This window comes from Burkholderia sp. Z1 (assembly GCF_014893795.1).
GTDB classification, from domain to species: Bacteria; Pseudomonadota; Gammaproteobacteria; order Burkholderiales; family Burkholderiaceae; genus Burkholderia; species Burkholderia theae.
Window position 1 is genome coordinate 345,409 of sequence record NZ_JACFYL010000001.1, and the last position, 17,218, is coordinate 362,626.

Below are 17,218 nucleotides of genomic sequence, written 5' to 3' on the forward strand. Positions count from 1 at the left end.
GGGCGCCGCACCGTAGCGGTCGCCTTGCCCTTTTTTGTTGTCAGTCGGAGTTTGAATGAGCGTTACCACGTCGGGGTTGCAGTCGAAGTCGGGCCAGGGTGCATCGAAGCGCGCGATCGAGCTATTGAGCTCGATGCGTTTCGCGATTGCGCTGCTGGTGGTGCTGTCGATCGCGAGCATCATCGGCACGGTCCTGACCCAGGACGATCCGTATCCGAACTACGTGAACCAGTTCGGGCCGTTCTGGGCGGATATCTTCCGCTCGCTCGGCCTGTACAACGTGTACAGCGCGTGGTGGTTCATGCTGATCCTGATCTTCCTCGTCACGTCGATCTCGCTGTGCGTGATCCGCAACGCGCCGAAGATGCTCGCCGATGCGAAGAGCTGGAAGGACAAGGTCCGCGAAGGCAGCCTGCGCGCGTTCCACCACAAGGCCGAATACACGGCTTCCGGGACGCGCGCGACCGTGGCGGCGACGCTCGCCGCGTTCGTCACCAAGGCCGGCTACAAGCACGTCGTGCGTGAGACCGACGGCGCGACGCTGATCTCCGCGAAGCGCGGCGCGATGACCAAGTGGGGCTATATTTCCGCGCACTTGGCGATCGTCGTGATCTGTATCGGCGGCCTGCTCGACAGCAACCTGCCGATCAAATTCCAGATGTGGATGTTCGGCAAGAGTCCGGTCAACACGAGCGCGACGATCAGCGAGATCTCGCCCGACCATCGCCTGTCCGCGTCGAACCCGACGTTCCGCGGTTATGCGTGGGTGCCCGAAGGCCAGTTCGTGTCGACCGCGATCCTGAACCAGCCGAGCGGCTCGCTGATCCAGGACCTGCCGTTCTCGATCCAGCTCAACAAGTTCATCGTCGACTACTACACGACGGGCATGCCGAAGCTGTTCGCGAGCGACATCGTCGTGATCGATCGCGAGACCGGCCAGAGGATCCCCGCGCGCGTCGAGGTCAACAAGCCGTTTACGTACAAGGGTGTGTCGATCTACCAGTCGAGCTTCCAGGACGGCGGCTCGCAGATGCAGATGACGGCCTATCCGATGACGGGCGGCAATCCGAAGACCTTCCCGGTGCAAGGCACGATCGGCAGTTCGGCGCCGCTGCAGATGCCGGGTGCCGACGGCGACACGATCGAATTCTCCGATTTCCGCGCGATCAACGTCGAGAACATGGCCGACGCGAACGGCAAGCCGGACGTACGCGGCGTCGCGAAGACGGAGTCGCTGAAGGAGGCGTTCGACGAACGGCTCGGCTCCGGCGCGAAGACATCGAAGCCGACGCAGCTCCACAACATCGGCCCGTCAGTGCAGTACAAGATCCGCGGCAAGGACGGCCAGGCGCGCGAATTCAACAACTACATGCTGCCCGTCGACATGAACGGCGAGCGCGTGTTCCTCGCCGGCGTGCGCGCGAGCCCGAACGACCCGTTCCGCTACATGCGGATTCCGGCCGACAGCCAGGATTCGATCGGCGAATGGATGCGCCTGCGCGCCGCGCTCGAGGATCCGGCCGTGCGCGCCGAAGCCGCCGCGCGGTTCGCGCAGCGTTCGCTGCCGGGCACCGACGCATCGTTGCGCGGCCGCCTGCAGGACAGCGCGTCGAAGGTGCTGACCCTTTTTGCGGCAAGCGACGACAGCGTCGGCCGCGGTGCCGACGGCCAGCCGGTCGGCGGCTTCCAGGCGGTGGCGACGTTCATCGACCGCTCGGTGCCGAAGGCCGAGCAGGAGAAGGCCGCGAGCCTGCTGCTGCGGATGCTCGAAGGGTCGATGTGGGAGGTCTGGCAGATCGCGCGCGAGCGTGCCGGCGAGCCGGTTGCCCAGCAGGGCACCGATACGGTCCGCTTCGTGCAGAACGCGATCAATGCGCTATCCGACAGCTTTCTGTATGGATCGCCGGTCTATTTACAGCTTGACTCATTCAAGCAGGTGCAAGCTTCGGTATTTCAGTTGACGCGCGCACCCGGAAAGAATCTGGTGTATCTTGGCAGCCTGCTGCTGGTCGCCGGCATCTTCTCGATGTTCTACGTGCGCGAGCGGCGCCTCTGGTTCTGGCTCAAGGATGCCGGCTCGGGCGTCGGTGTGGTGATGGCGATGTCCACGGCCCGCAAGACCTTCGATTTCGAGAAAGAATTCGTGCAGACGCGCGACGCGGCCGGCGCCGCCTTGCGCTCCGCACCTCGCGACGCCGCGCCCGCCGGTGCGGCATCGACGGCCCGCCCGCCTGCCGGCGGCGGTTCCGATTCCGAGAATTCCACCCGGTAACATCATGGATCTCACGCAAGTTTCCTCTTCCCATACGGCGTCGGCCCAGGCGCCGATTTCGTCGCCGCTGTTCGACGACCGTCCGTTCCTCGCGCGCCTGTCGCTGTTCGACTGGCTGTTCGCACTGGCGCTCGTGGTGGGCGCGGGCTATGCGCTCGCGCACTACAACGCGCACATGGACTACTACGACAAGGCGGTGATGATCGGCGCCGTGCCGGCGCTCATCACGCTCGGCTGGCGCTGGAAGCCCGCGCGGCTGGTGATGGCGTCGATCGCCGTGATGTCGCTGCTGTCGATCCAGATCTACCAGGGCGATCTCGCGCGCGCCGATTCGGCGTTCTTCCTCAAGTACTTCCTGTCGAGCCAGTCGGCGATCCTGTGGATGAGCGCGCTGTTCGTGCTCGCGACGATCTTCTACTGGATCGGCTTGCTCGCGCGCTCGCAAACGGGCGCCGCGATCGGCCAGAAGCTCACGTGGGTTGCCGTGCTGATGGGCTTCACGGGGCTGATGGTGCGCTGGTACGAGTCCTACCTGATCGGTGCGGACGTCGGGCATATCCCCGTATCGAACCTGTATGAAGTGTTCGTGCTGTTCAGCCTGATCACCGCGCTGCTCTATCTGTATTACGAAGGCCACTACGGCACGCGCGCGCTCGGCGCGTTCGTGCTGCTGGTCATCAGCGCCGCGGTCGGCTTCCTGATGTGGTATTCGGTCGCACGCGATGCGCAGCAGATCCAGCCGCTCGTGCCTGCGCTGCAAAGCTGGTGGATGAAGATCCACGTGCCGGCGAACTTCATCGGCTACGGCAGCTTCGCGCTGTCGGCGATGGTGTCGGTCGCGTACCTGATGAAGGAGCGCGGCGTGCTCGCCGATCGCCTGCCGACCCTCGAGGTGCTCGACGACGTGATGTACAAGTCGATCGCGGTCGGTTTCGCGTTCTTCACGATCGCGACGATTCTCGGCGCGCTGTGGGCGGCCGAGGCATGGGGCGGTTACTGGAGCTGGGACCCGAAGGAAACCTGGGCGCTGATCGTGTGGCTCAACTACGCGGCGTGGCTGCACATGCGGCTGATGAAGGGCCTGCGCGGCGCGGTTGCCGCGTGGTGGGCGCTCACCGGCCTGCTCGTGACGACGTTCGCGTTCCTCGGCGTCAACATGTTCCTGTCCGGGCTGCACAGCTACGGCAAGCTGTAAGATTTTCGCCGCTCGTCCGACTATAAGACCGCCGGTGCACTGCGTGCCCGGCGGTTTTCTTTTGTAACGGGCGGGCGACCCGGGCGTCGAACGGCGCACGGTGGGTCGGGTCGAACGCTGATGAAGCGTGCGCGCGGCGCATGCAGGAGGAGCTGCACGATGTGGATCAAACGTCCTTTGCGGAACGTACTGACCGGCGGTGATATCGCGCCCAGCGAGATCACGCCGCGCGCGGTGTTCGAGAACCGGCGGCGTATCTTGCAGGCGGCCGGCCTCGCGGCGGCGGGCGGGCTGCTCGGCGGCAGCGGCCCGGCATTCGCCGCGTATGCGTCGCCCGACGCACGGGCGGCGAAGCTCGCGGCAAAAACGAATCCGAAGTTCGTCGCGGCGGACAAGGTGACGCCGTTCAAGGACATCACGTCCTACAACAACTTCTACGAATTCGGCACGGACAAGAGCGATCCGGCGCAGAACGCCGGCACGCTTCGGCCACGCCCGTGGCGCGTGAGCGTCGAGGGCGAGGTGCAGCACCCGAAGGTGTTCGATCTCGACGAACTGCTGAAGCTCGCACCGCTCGAGGAGCGCGTGTACCGGCTGCGCTGCGTCGAGGGATGGTCGATGGTGATTCCGTGGATCGGTGTGCCGCTATCCGAGCTGATCAAGCGCGTGCAGCCGACCGGCAACGCGAAATACGTGCAGTTCATCACGCTGGCCGATTCGTCGCAGATGCCGGGCCTTTCGACCCCCGTGCTCGACTGGCCGTACTCGGAAGGGCTGCGGATGGACGAGGCGATGAATCCGCTGACGCTGCTGACGATGGGCGTCTACGGGCAGGTGCTGCCGAACCAGAACGGCGCGCCGGTGCGGATCGTCGTGCCGTGGAAGTACGGTTTCAAGAGCGCGAAATCGCTCGTGAAGATCCGGTTCGTCGACAAGCAGCCGAAGACAAGCTGGAACACGTACGCGTCGAACGAGTACGGCTTTTATTCGAATGTGAATCCGAACGTCGATCATCCGCGCTGGAGCCAGGCGACCGAGCGGCGCATCGGCGAGGACGGCTTCTTCACGCCGAAGCGCAAGACGCTGATGTTCAACGGCTACGGCGATCTGGTCGCGTCGATGTATCAGGGCATGGACCTGAAAAAGAATTTCTGAGCGCGATGGTGAGAAACGACATGCCTCCTTCGACGCTGACGCCCGCCCGTGCGGCCGGCGCCCGACCGGCCGAACGGGCGGCGCGGGCCGGTGCGATCCGTGCCGCCGCGCCGCGCTGGCTCGTGCCGGCCAAGGTGCTGGTTTTCGCGGCCGGCCTCTATCCGCTCGTGCGTCTCGTGCTGTTCGGGCTGACCGACCGGCTCGGTGCGAACCCGATCGAATTCATCACGCGTTCGACCGGCCTGTGGACGCTCGTGATGCTGTGCATCACGCTGGCCGTCACGCCGCTGCGGCGCATGACGGGGGCCGCCACGCTGCTGCGCTTTCGCCGGATGATCGGGCTGTTCGCGTTCTTTTACGCGACGCTGCACTTCACGACCTATCTGTGGTTCGACAAGTGGTTCGATGTCGTCGCGATCCTGAAGGACGTCGGCAAGCGCCCGTTCATCACGGTCGGCTTCGCGGCGTTCGTGCTGCTGATTCCGCTTGCCGCGACGTCGCCGCGCGCGATGGTGCGCCGGCTCGGCCGCCACTGGGCGACGCTGCACCGCGCGATCTACGCGATCGCGCTGTTCGGCGTGCTGCACTTCTGGTGGATGAGGGCCGGCAAGCACAATCTCGCGCAGCCTAGGCTTTACGCCGCGATCGTCGCTGCGCTGCTGGGCTGGCGGCTGATCGCATGGGGATGGCGGCGCGTGCGTGCGTAACGGCGCGGCCTGAAAAAACGAAAGGCGATGACCGGGAGGCCATCGCCTTGTTTCGCGAGCCGCACGGGCGGCGTCGCGCGGTTACTGCGTGACGGCCGGGCTCGACGCCGGTGCGGGCATTTTCGACGTACCGCTCGACAGCTCGGGCGACAGCATGAGCGGCGTACCGGACGAATCGGGCACACTGTCGGACGACGCGTTGTCATCGGTAGGCGTCACGTCCGACGGCGGCGTGTCCTGCTGCTGGATCGGCTTCGGCAGCGGAGGCACGGTGGGCAGATAGAGCGCGCCGCTTTGACCGCAGCCGGCAAGAATCGCCAAAGCCGCTACAATCGCGCTCATCCGGAAAACGACTCGCATGATCGTCCCTGAACAATTGAACCGATAGAGTTTAGCATGTCCGATACTGAATACCTGACCCGTGCCGAGGCCGTGCTGACGGCCGTCGAGCGTACCGTCGACACCGCGAACGACGGTGACCACGACATCGATCTGGAGCGCAACGGCAGCGTCCTGACGCTGACGTTCGAGAATGGCTCGAAGATCATCGTCAACCTGCAGCCGCCGATGAAGGAAGTGTGGATCGCCGCGAAGGCGGGCGGATTCCACTACCGTTTCGTCGACGGCGAATGGCGCGATACGCGTACGGGCACCGAGTTCTACTCGGCGCTCACCGAATACGCGACCCAGCAGGCCGGCCTGCCGATCACGTTCAGCGCGTGACGGCCGGGGCGCCGGGCCCCGAAACGTCGTACCCAAAGAAAAAGCGCCCCGCGGGGCGCTTTTTTGATGTCCGGGCCGCGTGTCAGTGGCCGCGGAACAGGTTCATGATGTCCTGCTTTTCCTGTTCGTCGACGTGCGGCACGGCTTCGTCGACGTTCTGCGCGACCGGCGCCTGCGGCACACCGACCGTCGACACGAAGCCGTGGCCCGGCGTGAAGTCGGTGAAGTACAGCTCGCTGCCGAGCGATTCGACGCCGTCCGGCACCGTGGGCTTGAACTCGGGCACACCCTTCAGCGCGGCGCCCATGTAGTCGATCCAGACCGGGAGCGACAGGCCGCCGCCGGTTTCGCGATCGCCGAGGCTGCGCGGATTGTCGTAGCCGATCCATGCGATCGCGGCGAGCGTGTGCTGGTAGCCGGCGAACCATGCGTCGTGCGAGTCGTTCGTCGTACCGGTCTTGCCCGCGAGGTCGGTGCGTTTCAGCACGTTGGTCCGTGCGCCCGTGCCGCGCTGCGCGACGCTCTGCAGCAGGCTGTTCATCACGTAGGCGTTGCGTGCGTCGATCGCGCGCGGCGCGTTCTGCTCGGCGACGAGCGGCTGTGCGCGCGCGACGATCGCGCCGTTCGGATCGGTGACTTCGGCGATCAGGTACGGATTGACGCGGTAGCCGCCGTTCGCGAATACCGAGTACGCGCCGGCCATCTGCAGCGGCGTGACCTGGCCCGCGCCGAGCGCCATCGGCAGGTAGGCCGGATGGCGATCGGCGTCGAAGCCGAAGCGCGTGATGTACTGCTGCGCGTACTTGGTGCCGATGTGGTTCAGGATCCGGATCGACACGAGGTTGCGCGAGCGCTGCAGCGCAGTGCGCATCGACATCGGGCCTTCGAAGCCGCCGCCGTAGTTCTTCGGTTCCCACGGCTGGCCGCCCGTTTCGGCGGCGCTGAAATACAGCGGGCCGTCGTTGATCACGGTTGCCGGCCCGAGGCCCTTGTCGAGAGACGCCGAGTAGATGAACGGCTTGAACGACGAACCCGGCTGCCGCCAGGCCTGCGTGACGTGGTTGAACTTGTTCTTGTTGTAGTCGAAGCCGCCGACGAGCGAGCGGATCGCGCCGTCCTGCGGAATGATCGACAGGAACGCGCCTTCGACCTGCGGCAACTGCGTGATCGACCATTTGCCGGCATCGTTCTTCACGACGCGGACGATCGCACCGGGGCGGATGCGGCGGTTCGGCTGCGCGCTGGTCGACAGCGCGCCCGACGCGAAGCGCAGGTTGTCGCCTTCGATCGTCGCATTGCTGCCGTCGATGAACGCGACCGTGATCTGGCGCGGGTTCGCGGCCGTGACGACCGCGGCAATCAGTTCGCCGTTGTCGGGGTGCTCGAGCAGCGCGTCGTCGATCGCCTGTTCGCGGTCGTCGGCACCGGCCGGCAGCTCGATGAAGCCTTCCGGCCCGCGATAACCGTGCCGGCGCTCGTAATCCATGATGCCCTTGCGCAGCGCGGTGTACGCGACCTGCTGGTCCGCGGAATCGATCGTCGTCACGACGTTGAAGCCGCGCGTGTAGGTTTCCTCGCGGTACTGCGCGTACATCATCTGCCGGACCATTTCCGCGACGTATTCGGCGTGCACGCTGAAATCGCGCCCCGGGCCCTTGACGACGAGCGGTTGCGCGACGGCTTCGTCGTACTGCTCGCGCGTGATGAAGTTCAGCTCGAGCATCCGCTGCAGGATGTATTCCTGGCGCACCTTCGCGCGCTTCGGATTGACGACCGGGTTGTACGCGGACGGCGCCTTCGGCAGCCCCGCGAGCATCGCCGCTTCCGCGAGCGTGATGTCCTTCAGGTCCTTGCCGAAATAGACCCGCGCGGCGCTCGCGAAGCCGTATGCGCGCTGGCCGAGATAGATCTGATTCATGTAGACCTCGAGAATCTGATCCTTCGTCAGCGCGCGCTCGATCCGGTACGCGAGCAGCATCTCGTAGATCTTGCGCGTGTAGGTCTTCTCGCTCGACAGGAAGAAGTTGCGCGCGACCTGCATCGTGATCGTGCTCGCGCCCTGCGACGCGTGACCGTTCGTCAGCGCGACGAAGCCGGCGCGGATGATGCCGGTGAGGTCGACGCCGCCGTGATCGTAGAAGCGCGCGTCCTCGATCGCGAGGATCGCCTTCTTGAGCGAATCGGGCACGTCCTTGAAATGGACGACGTCGCGGCGCTCCTCGCCGAATTCGCCGATCAGCACGTGATCGGACGTATAGATGCGCAACGGCACCTTCGGGCGATAGTCGGTCAGCGCATCGAGCGACGGCATGTTCGGCCAGGCAACGACGAGCGCGTAGCCGAGCACGAGGCCGCCGGCCACGACGAGGGCCACGCACATCGCGGCGAAGCCGAGCATGACTTTTTGCCACCAGGGCCGCTTTTTCGGCTCCGGGGCAGGAGGCGGGGACGTAGGAGTCGTGGATTGCATAGGCATACCGGAAAACAGTCCCGCGATTATAGCTGCCCGGTAAGACCGGTCCTGACGCGGGGGCCGCCCGCCGGAACATCGCGGGTTGGCATACCACCAGCATAGCCCTCGCGCGGCCGCCGCGAGCCATTGCTGGCCGTTCGGCCGACTGTCGGCAGCACGCAGCGTTTTGCAGAATCAGGCCTCGGAAATGCGGCGTGGGCCGCGTCGATCGCGGGAGGCCGGGATGGCGGGACGATGGGGGGCGCGCTTTGCGCAGGGCAGGCACTGGTCGACGGGAATCGACGTCGGCGCGGACGAGGTGAGGGTGGTCGTGCTGAGCCGGCGCGCCCGTGTCGCGGAGGTGTGCATCGAGGGGCTCGAGCGGGAGCCGGTCGGGCTGGCGGGCGGGCCGGACGACGCGCGCTGGGCCGCGGTCGCGCGTGCGCTGGCGGCGGCCGTGTCGCGGCTGTCGGCGGCGGGCGTGCGTTGCGACGCGCGCGGCGTGATGGCGCTGCACGACGACGAGATGCGTACCGCGACGCTGGACCTGGCCGGGCGTGACGACATCGCGGACGCCGCACGGCAGGCGGCCGAGCGAATCTCCGGGCTGGCGCCGGACAGCCTCGCGTTCGACTGGCGACAGGACGGCGGGGCGCGATCCGGCGAGATCGCGGTTGCGGTGGCTCCGCTCGCGCTGCTCGAACGGCGGATCGACGTGGCGGCCCAGGCCGGTGTCGATCTGACGGCGGTCGACGGCGAGTCGGCCGCCGTGCTGCGCGCGTTGCGCTATGCCGCGCAGTTCGAGCTCGACGTACATGGCGGCTACGCCGCGCTCTGGTTCTGCGACTCGGGCGTGCACGGCTGGCGCATCGACGGCCCGGTGGCCGCACCGGTGCTCACGCTGTCCGGCGCCGTGCCGGGGGCGTTCGCCGATGCATTGCGCCAGCGTGCGCTCGGGGCCGCGCGCTGCGTCCTCGTGGCCGGGGACGAGCGGTGCATCGCCCGCTTCGGTACGTCCGTCGCCGAGATCGGCGACGTGCTCGGTGTGGTGGCGGTGCCGTTCGACTGCACGGGTTGGGACGGGCTGCCGTGCCCGTCCGCCGGCATGCCGGGTGGCCCGGCGTTCGCCGTCGCGTTCGGGCTGGCGTTGCGCGGAGTGTGGGAATGATGGCCGGGCGTATTCCGATAAACGTGTTTGGGGCGGGTCCGGACGGCCGCGCGGGGCTCGGCGGCTTCAACCTGCTGCCGTACCGCGAGCGGCTGGCACGGGCGTTGAGGCGTCGCCGGGCCGTGCAGTGCGGTATGGCGATCCTGCTCGGCGTATTCGGCGTCGGCTTGTGGACAGGCGTCGCCACCGTGTCGCGGTGGCGGGCGGACGCCGAGCGCGCGAGCGTGGAGGCGCGGCTGCGGCAGTTGCAGCCGCAGGTGGGCGCCGCGACGCGCGCCGCCAATGCAGCCGTTGTCATCGCGCAGCGCGAAGTGCAGGCAGCCGCGCTGGCCGAGCCTTACCGGCGCGTCGCAGGGCTGCTGGTTACGCTGGCGCAAGTGCGTGACGGCACCGTCCGGCTCGACGCGCTGCGCACCACAGCGACCGGTGCCGTGCTCGATGCGCGCGCCACGAGTTACCGGGCGGCCGCGCGGTGGCTCTCGGCGATGGCACGCGAGCAGCGTGACTGGCGGATCGACATAGAGGCGCTGAAGCCGGCTTCGGAGGCTCCGGTCGCAGCGGCCGGGATGCCGTTCCGGTTCTCGGTCCAACTGCGCTGGCACGACGCGATGCCGCCGCGGCAACCGCCAGGAGGTAGCGCATGACGGCGCTCACGCATCGGGGCGCGTTGCGCAGCGACGCGTGGCTGAGCGGCATGGGGCGCGTGTCGCCGGCGGCTGCGCACGTCGCAGGCTGTGCGCTCGCGTTTGTCGCCGTACTGGCAGGCGGTATTCATCTGGCGAATGCCGGCGACTGGGGCGGACTCGCGCACAGTCGCGCGTTGCTGGCGGCGGCGCAGGTGCGCGCGGTCGACGCGCAGCGCGTCCTCGCCGCCGCTGCGCAACGGCGCGACGCACATCCGGCGCCAGCGCGCGACGATCGCTTGTCGCGTGCGCCGGAATGGGCCGCGCTGATGCTTGAACTGGCCGATCTCGCCGCATCGAGCGGGTTGAATGGCGTATCGATCGAGCCGCAGCGTGTCGATGGTGCGGCGCCGGACGGCCGGCGCACGGTGCGTGTCGTCGCGGATGGCGGCTTTGGCGCGTTGTTGCACACGATCGGCGGGCTGGCGCGCTTCCCGGTACTGGCGGTGCCGTCGGCGCTGCGCGTTGAACGTGGCATGCAGTCGGCGCGAGTGGAAATGTCGATCGACGTGTTTCTGGCGCTGCCGGCGGTAACGGCCGCAGGTGGCACGGTGCTGGTTCAGGCCGCCGCGCTCGACACCGATCCCTTTGGCGGGGCTGGTCCGTCTGACGCGGAGAGTCGGGCGGCCCGCCTGGCCGGCACGATTCGCGACGCGCGTGCCGGTCTCGCGTTGTTCGACGATGGCGACGGTGCGTTCACGGCCGTGGCGCCCGGGGAAGCACTCGGAGCCGCGCGCGTGGTGCGTGTCGACCCCGCGGCCGTAACGCTCGCGACGGCCGACGGGGCGCATCGGCTCGTCATGGGCGATGGAGGTCGGCCATGACGAGATATGGATATTGGACACTCGTCGTCTGGGCGGGGTTGACGGCGGCCGGTGCAGGCGCGTCGTTGCCGCCGTTGCCGGCCGCCTGGCCCGCCGTGTCGATGGATACACGGGTGCCGGGCCTGCCGCCGCCGTCAGGCGTGGCCGGCAGCGTGGGCAATGACTTATCGGCGGAGGTCGGCTCGCCGCCGTTCGATCAGGCGGCTCGCGCGGCGGTTCAGGCGGAAGCCGAAGCCGTCGCAACGGCCCCCGGGCTTGAAGGGCCGCCGATCCCGTTGGCGCCGCCGGCCCGGATGAGCGACGCCGCGGCACGGCAACCGGGCGATGCGGACGACGCGCGGCGGATCTCGCTGAATCTGCAGGGCGCCGGGCTCGCCGCCGCGTTCGACGCGTTCGCGCGGTTCACGGGGCTCAATATCGTCGTCGGCGAGCAGGTGCGCGGCACCGTGACGTTACGTCTGAACAATGTCCGCTGGCGCGATGCGTTCGACACGCTGCTCGACACGCACGGGCTCGCGATGTCGCGGCGCGGCAACGTGATATGGGTCACGCCGGCGGCGGAACTGGCCGCGCGCGAACGCGAGCGCTTCGAGATGCACGCGCGGGCCGCCGATCTGGAGCCGCTCGCGAGCCGTACATTCGCGCTGCGCTACTCGCGCGCGCAGGACGTGCAACGGCTGCTGGCCGGCGCAACCGGCCAGCGCCTGCTGTCGAAACGCGGCGCCGCGGCAGCCGATCCGCGCACGAACCTGCTGTTCGTCACCGACCTTGCCCCGCGTATCGCGCAGATCGAGGGCCTGATCGATGCGATCGACCGGCCGTCGCGGCAGGTCCGGATCGAGGCCCGCATCGTCGAGGGGGAGCAGGGTTTCTCGCGCAATCTCGGCGCACGCGTCGCGCTGCGTGCGCAGGTGCGGCCGTCGTCGGGCGACGGCGCCACGTTCACGACGGACGCGCGCAATGCGCTCGACCTTGCCGCGCGGCCGCTCGGTGGCTTCGACGCGGCGACCGCCGGCTTCACGCTGTTTGCCGCGCCGCTCAGCCGCGTACTCGACGTCGAACTGAGCGCGCTCGAGGCGCAGGGGCGGGGCCAGATCGTTTCGCGTCCGCGCGTGGTGACCGCCGATCGCGTCAAGGCGATCGTCGAACAGGGGGCGGAGCTGCCGTATCAGGCCAAGGTCGGCAACGGCATGAGCGGCGTGCAGTTCCGCCGCGCGACGCTCAAGCTCGAGGTCGAGCCGCAGATCACGCCGGACGGGCGTGTGGTGCTCGACCTGGACGTGACGAAGGACAGCGTCGGCGAGCCGACGGCGGCCGGCCCGGCGATCCATACGAAGCATGTGCAGACCCGCGTCGAGGTCGAGGACGGCGGAACGGTCGCGATCGGCGGGATCTATGAACAACTGAACCGGAACGATGTGACGCGCGTGCCGCTCTTGGGCAAAATACCGTTTCTGGGCGCGCTTTTCCGGCACCGCGCGCAGCGCGACCAGCGCAATGAACTGGTCGTCTTCATCACGCCGACCGTCGTCGATGCGCGCTGCGAAGCGCGCGGCGCGGGCGGCGCAGATGCAGAGAAAACGGGGCCGGAAGCCGCCGGCGCAGGCTCGACAAGGCAGCCGCTTTGCCAGTAAGCTGCGCCACACACCAGCAAGATTGAAGCAGAGGAAGCCGTTGCAAGCGCGGGACCCACATGCAAACGTATTTTTCGTCGGCCTTATGGGAGCGGGTAAGACCACCGTGGGCCGCGCGGTCGCGCGTCGTCTCGACAGGACGTTTTTCGACTCCGACCACGAAATCGAGGCCCGCACGGGCGCGCGCATTCCGGTGATCTTCGAACTGGAAGGCGAGGCCGGGTTTCGCGATCGCGAAACGCAGGTGATCACCGATCTCACGCAGCGCGAGAACATCGTGCTCGCGACGGGCGGCGGCGCGGTGCTGCGCCAGGAAAATCGCGACTGCCTGAAAAACAACGGCATCGTCGTCTACCTGCGTGCCAATCCGCACGATCTGTGGCTGCGCACGCGCAAGGACAAGAACCGCCCGCTGCTGCAGACCGAAGATCCGAAGGGGCGTCTCGAAGCGCTGTACGAAGTGCGCGACCCGCTGTACCGCGAATGCGCGGATTTCGTCATCGAGACCGGCCGTCCGTCGGTCAACGGTCTCGTCAACATGGTGCTGATGCAACTCGAACTGGCGGGCGTCATCGCCAAGCCGCTACAAGCATGATTACTGTCAACGTCGATCTGGGCGACCGCGCCTATCCGATTCACATTGGCGCCGGCCTGATCGGCCGCGCCGAGCTGTTCGCACCTCACATCAAGGGTTCGTCCGTCACGATCGTCACGAACACGACGGTCGATCCGCTCTACGGCGATGCGCTGCGCGCGGCGCTCGCGCCGCTCGGCAAGCGCGTGTCGACGGTCGTGCTGCCGGACGGCGAGGCCTACAAGAACTGGGAAACGCTGAACCTGATCTTCGACGGCCTGCTGACCGAGCACGCGGACCGCAAGACGACGCTCGTCGCGCTCGGCGGCGGCGTGGTCGGCGACATGACGGGCTTTGCCGCCGCATGCTACATGCGCGGCGTGCCGTTCATCCAGGTGCCGACGACGCTGCTGTCGCAGGTCGATTCGTCGGTCGGCGGCAAGACGGGCATCAACCACCCGCTCGGCAAGAACATGATCGGCGCGTTCTACCAGCCGCAGGCCGTGATCGCGGACATCGGCGCGCTGACGACGCTGCCCGATCGCGAACTGGCGGCCGGCGTCGCCGAAGTCATCAAGACCGGCGCGATCGCCGATGCGGAATTCTTCGACTGGATCGAGGCGAACGTCGGCGCGCTGAACCGTCGCGAGCCGGCTGCACTCGCGCATGCCGTGAAGCGTTCGTGCGAGATCAAGGCGAGCGTGGTCGCGGCCGACGAGCGCGAAGGCGGCCTGCGCGCGATCCTGAACTTCGGCCACACGTTTGGCCATGCGATCGAGGCCGGGCTCGGCTACGGCGAGTGGCTGCACGGCGAGGCGGTCGGCTGCGGGATGGTGATGGCGGGCGACCTGTCGGTGCGGCTCGGCCTGCTCGACGAAGCGTCGCGGCAGCGCCTCGACGCGGTGATCGCGGCCGCGCATCTGCCGACCCAGGCGCCTGCGCTCGGCGACACGCGCTACATGGACCTGATGCGTGTCGACAAGAAGGCCGAGGCCGGCGCGATCAAATTCATCCTGCTGAAGCGATTCGGCGATACGCTGATCACGCAGGCGCCGGACGAGGCTGTGTTCGCAACACTGGCGCAGACGACGCGCTAACGGCGGCCCGGATGCCCGGCGCCCCTGACATGGAGGAGACGTGAGCGAGACATCCAGCAGCACACTGCCCGAAGCCAACCGCGCACCCGCTGCGCCGGTGGCCGAGCCGCCGACGCTGGCGGCGCTGGAAGCCCATCTCGCTCCGTATGCCGCCCACGCGTCGCAGTCGCGCGGCCGCCGCCATCCCGAAACGCCGCCGGCGGCGCGCACCGAGTTCCAGCGCGACCGTGACCGCATCGTCCATTCGACCGCGTTTCGCCGGCTCGAATACAAGACGCAGGTTTTCGTCAATCACGAAGGCGACCTGTTCCGCACACGCCTCACGCACAGCCTCGAAGTCGCGCAGATCGCGCGCTCGGTCGCGCGCAACCTGCGCCTGAACGAGGATCTCGTCGAGGCGATCTCGCTCGCGCACGATCTCGGCCATACGCCGTTCGGCCATGCCGGGCAGGACGCGCTGAACGCATGCATGCGCGAGCATGGCGGCTTCGAGCACAACCTGCAGAGCCTTGCGGTCGTCGACGAGCTCGAGGAGCACTACGGCGCGTTCAACGGGCTGAACCTGTGCTTCGAGACGCGTGAAGGCATCCTGAAGCACTGCTCGCGCGAGAATGCGCGCAAGCTCGGCGCGCTCGGCGAGCGCTTCCTGCAGGGCCGCCAGCCGTCGCTCGAAGCGCAGCTCGCGAACATCGCGGACGAGATCGCCTACAACAACCACGACGTCGACGACGGCCTGCGCTCCGGCCTGATCACGATCGAGCAGCTCGCGGAAGTCGAGCTGTGGCAGCGCCACTACGAAGCGGCGCTCGCCGAATTCCCGCACCTCGAAGGCCGCCGGCTCGTGCACGAGACGGTGCGCCGCATCATCAACACGCTGATCGTCGACCTGATCGACGAGACGACGCGCAATCTCGCGCGCGTCGCGCCCGCGTCGCTCGACGACGTGCGCGCCGCGCCGCCGCTCGTGTCGCATAGCGAGACGGTTGCCGCACAGGCGGCCGCCCTCAAGCGCTTTCTCTTCAAGAACCTGTATCGCCACTACAAGGTGATGCGCATGGCGAGCAAGGCGCAGCGCGTCGTCACGGGGCTGTTCGACGCGTTCATCGAAGATCCGCGCCTGCTGCCGCCGCCGTACCAGTCGGAAGACCAGGCGCAGCAGCCGCGCCTTGTTGCACACTACATCGCCGGCATGACCGACCGCTTCGCGCTGAAGGAATATCAGCGCCTGTTCGTCATCAACGACAACTGACTGTCACAAACGATCACTAGACTTCGCCGGTTCAATGGCGACGGGAATGTTGCACACGCTGTTGGTAACGTTTTCATAGGAGAGAGGTCGATGAAGAAGAAGCCTGCGGGGACCGTGGTTCGTTCGATCGCGCTTGGCGGCGCGCTGATGTTCGGTGTGCAGCATATGGCGCTCGCCGCGACGGAGATCCAGTTCTGGCATGCGATGGAGGCCGCGCTCGGCGAGCGGGTCAACGCGATCGCCGAGCAGTTCAACGCGTCGCAGAGCGACTACAAGATCGTGCCGGTCTTCAAGGGCACCTACGACCAGGCGCTCGCGGCCGGCATCGCCGCCTATCGCAGCGGCAACGCGCCGGCGATCCTCCAGGTGTATGAAGTCGGCACCGCCACGATGATGCAGGCGAAGAAGGCCGTCGTGCCTGTCTACGACGTGTTCAAGCAGGCCGGCGTGCCGCTCGACGAAAAGGCGTTCGTGCCGACCATCTCGAGCTACTACAGCGACGCGAAGACGGGCCATCTCGTGTCGATGCCGTTCAACAGCTCGACGCCGGTGCTGTACTACAACAAGGATGCGTTCAAGAAGGCCGGCCTCGATCCGAACCAGCCGCCGAAGACGTGGGCCGACGTGAAGGCCGATGCCGAGAAGCTGCGCAAGTCGGGGATGGCGTGCGGCTTCACGACCGGCTGGCAGGGCTGGATCCAGCTCGAGAACTACAGCGCATGGCACGGGCTGCCGTTCGCGAGCCGCAACAACGGCTTCGACGGCACCGACGCCGTGCTCGAATTCAACAAGCCGCAGCAGATCGCGCACGTCGCGTTCCTGCAGCAGATGGCCAAGGACGGCACGTTTACGTATGCGGGCCGCAAGGATGAAGCGTCGGCGAAGTTCTACAGCGGCGACTGCGGGATCATGACGACGTCGTCGGGCGCACTCGCGAACGTGCAGAAATTCGCGAAGTTCAGCTACGGCACGGGGATGATGCCGTACGACGCGAACGTGAAGGGTGCGCCGCAGAACGCGATCATCGGCGGCGCGAGCCTGTGGGTGCTGGCCGGCAAGGATCCGGCGACCTACAAGGGCGTCGCGAAATTCCTCGCCTACCTGGCCTCGCCGGCCGTTGCCGCGAAGTGGCATCAGGACACGGGCTACCTGCCCGTCACGACGGCCGCGTACGACCTCACGCGCCAGCAGGGCTTCTACGCGAAGAACCCGAGCGCCGAAACCGCGATCAAGCAGATGCTGAACAAGCCGCCGCTGCCGTACACGAAGGGGCTGCGCCTGGGCAACATGCCGCAGATTCGCACGGTCGTCGACGAGGAGTTCGAGCAGGTCTGGGCGGAGAAGAAATCGCCGAAGGACGCGCTCGATTCGGCGGCCTCCCGCGGCGACGAGCTGCTGCGCCGCTTCGAGAAGTCGGGCGGCTGAGCACGCATCGCTTCGTGCCGCCGGTCGTGCCGCGCTTGCGCGCGTGCCGCCCGGCGGCGC

Annotated in this window: 15 protein-coding genes; 13 read left to right on the top strand and 2 right to left on the bottom strand. The window is 67.4% G+C overall.

Annotated features, from left to right (window positions below):
* Window positions 1-55: 55 nt before the first annotated feature.
* The 4 genes from H3H55_RS01610 (at window position 56) to msrQ (ending at window position 5,329) form a co-directional block, all read left to right on the top strand.
* Complete coding sequence (locus H3H55_RS01610; protein WP_193097486.1) at window positions 56-2,272, top strand: cytochrome c biogenesis protein ResB; 2,217 nt, start codon at window positions 56-58, stop codon at window positions 2,270-2,272.
* A 4-nt stretch (window positions 2,273-2,276) separates the two neighbouring features.
* Entirely contained in the window at window positions 2,277-3,467 is a 1,191-nt protein-coding gene (gene ccsB, locus H3H55_RS01615) for a c-type cytochrome biogenesis protein CcsB (RefSeq protein ID WP_193097487.1), read from the top strand.
* A gap of 159 nt (window positions 3,468-3,626) precedes the next feature.
* On the top strand, window positions 3,627-4,622 hold the full coding sequence (gene msrP / locus H3H55_RS01620; protein ID WP_193097488.1) for a protein-methionine-sulfoxide reductase catalytic subunit MsrP: 996 nt from the start codon (window positions 3,627-3,629) through the stop codon (window positions 4,620-4,622).
* Between the two features lie 20 nt (window positions 4,623-4,642).
* The gene (gene msrQ / locus H3H55_RS01625; protein WP_193097489.1) at window positions 4,643-5,329 is read left to right on the top strand and encodes a protein-methionine-sulfoxide reductase heme-binding subunit MsrQ; all 687 of its coding nucleotides are present in this window, start codon (window positions 4,643-4,645) and stop codon (window positions 5,327-5,329) included.
* An 81-nt stretch (window positions 5,330-5,410) separates the two neighbouring features.
* On the opposite strand, the gene lptM is transcribed toward msrQ, so the two are convergent.
* Complete coding sequence (gene lptM / locus H3H55_RS01630; protein ID WP_129513526.1) at window positions 5,411-5,689, bottom strand: LPS translocon maturation chaperone LptM; 279 nt, start codon at window positions 5,687-5,689, stop codon at window positions 5,411-5,413.
* A 36-nt stretch (window positions 5,690-5,725) separates the two neighbouring features.
* Here lptM and cyaY point away from each other — a divergent pair, with 36 nt between their 5' ends.
* Window positions 5,726-6,052 (top strand): iron donor protein CyaY, encoded by a 327-nt coding sequence (gene cyaY, locus H3H55_RS01635; RefSeq protein WP_193097490.1) that lies wholly within the window; start codon window positions 5,726-5,728, stop codon window positions 6,050-6,052.
* An 82-nt stretch (window positions 6,053-6,134) separates the two neighbouring features.
* On the opposite strand, the gene H3H55_RS01640 is transcribed toward cyaY, so the two are convergent.
* The gene (locus H3H55_RS01640) at window positions 6,135-8,528 is read right to left on the bottom strand and encodes a penicillin-binding protein 1A (RefSeq protein ID WP_193097491.1); all 2,394 of its coding nucleotides are present in this window, start codon (window positions 8,526-8,528) and stop codon (window positions 6,135-6,137) included.
* Between the two features lie 220 nt (window positions 8,529-8,748).
* Between H3H55_RS01640 and H3H55_RS01645 the strand changes: the two genes are divergently transcribed.
* The 8 genes from H3H55_RS01645 to ugpB all read left to right on the top strand — a co-directional run bounded on the left by H3H55_RS01645 (window position 8,749) and on the right by ugpB (window position 17,158).
* Complete coding sequence (locus tag H3H55_RS01645) at window positions 8,749-9,672, top strand: competence protein ComA (protein WP_193097492.1); 924 nt, start codon at window positions 8,749-8,751, stop codon at window positions 9,670-9,672.
* Window positions 9,672-10,316 carry a fimbrial protein gene (locus H3H55_RS01650; protein ID WP_193099430.1) on the top strand — a complete coding sequence of 215 codons (645 nt, stop codon included), beginning with the start codon at window positions 9,672-9,674 and terminating at the stop codon, window positions 10,314-10,316. The genes H3H55_RS01645 and H3H55_RS01650 overlap by 1 nt, the downstream gene beginning before the upstream one ends.
* Complete coding sequence (locus H3H55_RS01655; RefSeq protein ID WP_193097493.1) at window positions 10,313-11,179, top strand: pilus assembly protein; 867 nt, start codon at window positions 10,313-10,315, stop codon at window positions 11,177-11,179. The genes H3H55_RS01650 and H3H55_RS01655 overlap by 4 nt, the downstream gene beginning before the upstream one ends.
* The gene (locus H3H55_RS01660) at window positions 11,176-12,813 is read left to right on the top strand and encodes a type IV pilus secretin PilQ (protein WP_193097494.1); all 1,638 of its coding nucleotides are present in this window, start codon (window positions 11,176-11,178) and stop codon (window positions 12,811-12,813) included. Before H3H55_RS01655 ends, H3H55_RS01660 begins: the two co-directional genes overlap by 4 nt.
* Window positions 12,814-12,853: 40 nt before the next feature.
* Window positions 12,854-13,408, top strand: a complete 555-nt coding sequence (gene aroK / locus H3H55_RS01665) for a shikimate kinase AroK (protein ID WP_129514727.1) — start codon at window positions 12,854-12,856, stop codon at window positions 13,406-13,408.
* Window positions 13,405-14,484 carry a 3-dehydroquinate synthase gene (aroB, locus tag H3H55_RS01670; RefSeq protein ID WP_193097495.1) on the top strand — a complete coding sequence of 360 codons (1,080 nt, stop codon included), beginning with the start codon at window positions 13,405-13,407 and terminating at the stop codon, window positions 14,482-14,484. Before aroK ends, aroB begins: the two co-directional genes overlap by 4 nt.
* Window positions 14,485-14,524: 40 nt before the next feature.
* Complete coding sequence (locus H3H55_RS01675) at window positions 14,525-15,733, top strand: deoxyguanosinetriphosphate triphosphohydrolase (protein ID WP_193097496.1); 1,209 nt, start codon at window positions 14,525-14,527, stop codon at window positions 15,731-15,733.
* Window positions 15,734-15,823: 90 nt separating this feature from the next.
* On the top strand, window positions 15,824-17,158 hold the full coding sequence (gene ugpB / locus H3H55_RS01680) for a sn-glycerol-3-phosphate ABC transporter substrate-binding protein UgpB (RefSeq protein ID WP_129513534.1): 1,335 nt from the start codon (window positions 15,824-15,826) through the stop codon (window positions 17,156-17,158).
* Window positions 17,159-17,218: the final 60 nt, after the last annotated feature.

Coding starts and splice junctions, on each gene's coding strand:
- H3H55_RS01610 (WP_193097486.1), top strand. CDS start 56: ATGAGCGTTACCACGTCGGGGTTGCAGTCGAAGTCGGGCCAGGGTGCA.
- ccsB (WP_193097487.1), top strand. CDS start 2,277: ATGGATCTCACGCAAGTTTCCTCTTCCCATACGGCGTCGGCCCAGGCG.
- msrP (WP_193097488.1), top strand. CDS start 3,627: ATGTGGATCAAACGTCCTTTGCGGAACGTACTGACCGGCGGTGATATC.
- msrQ (WP_193097489.1), top strand. CDS start 4,643: ATGCCTCCTTCGACGCTGACGCCCGCCCGTGCGGCCGGCGCCCGACCG.
- lptM (WP_129513526.1), bottom strand. CDS start 5,689: ATGCGAGTCGTTTTCCGGATGAGCGCGATTGTAGCGGCTTTGGCGATT.
- cyaY (WP_193097490.1), top strand. CDS start 5,726: ATGTCCGATACTGAATACCTGACCCGTGCCGAGGCCGTGCTGACGGCC.
- H3H55_RS01640 (WP_193097491.1), bottom strand. CDS start 8,528: ATGCCTATGCAATCCACGACTCCTACGTCCCCGCCTCCTGCCCCGGAG.
- H3H55_RS01645 (WP_193097492.1), top strand. CDS start 8,749: ATGGCGGGACGATGGGGGGCGCGCTTTGCGCAGGGCAGGCACTGGTCG.
- H3H55_RS01650 (WP_193099430.1), top strand. CDS start 9,672: ATGGCCGGGCGTATTCCGATAAACGTGTTTGGGGCGGGTCCGGACGGC.
- H3H55_RS01655 (WP_193097493.1), top strand. CDS start 10,313: ATGACGGCGCTCACGCATCGGGGCGCGTTGCGCAGCGACGCGTGGCTG.
- H3H55_RS01660 (WP_193097494.1), top strand. CDS start 11,176: ATGACGAGATATGGATATTGGACACTCGTCGTCTGGGCGGGGTTGACG.
- aroB (WP_193097495.1), top strand. CDS start 13,405: ATGATTACTGTCAACGTCGATCTGGGCGACCGCGCCTATCCGATTCAC.
- ugpB (WP_129513534.1), top strand. CDS start 15,824: ATGAAGAAGAAGCCTGCGGGGACCGTGGTTCGTTCGATCGCGCTTGGC.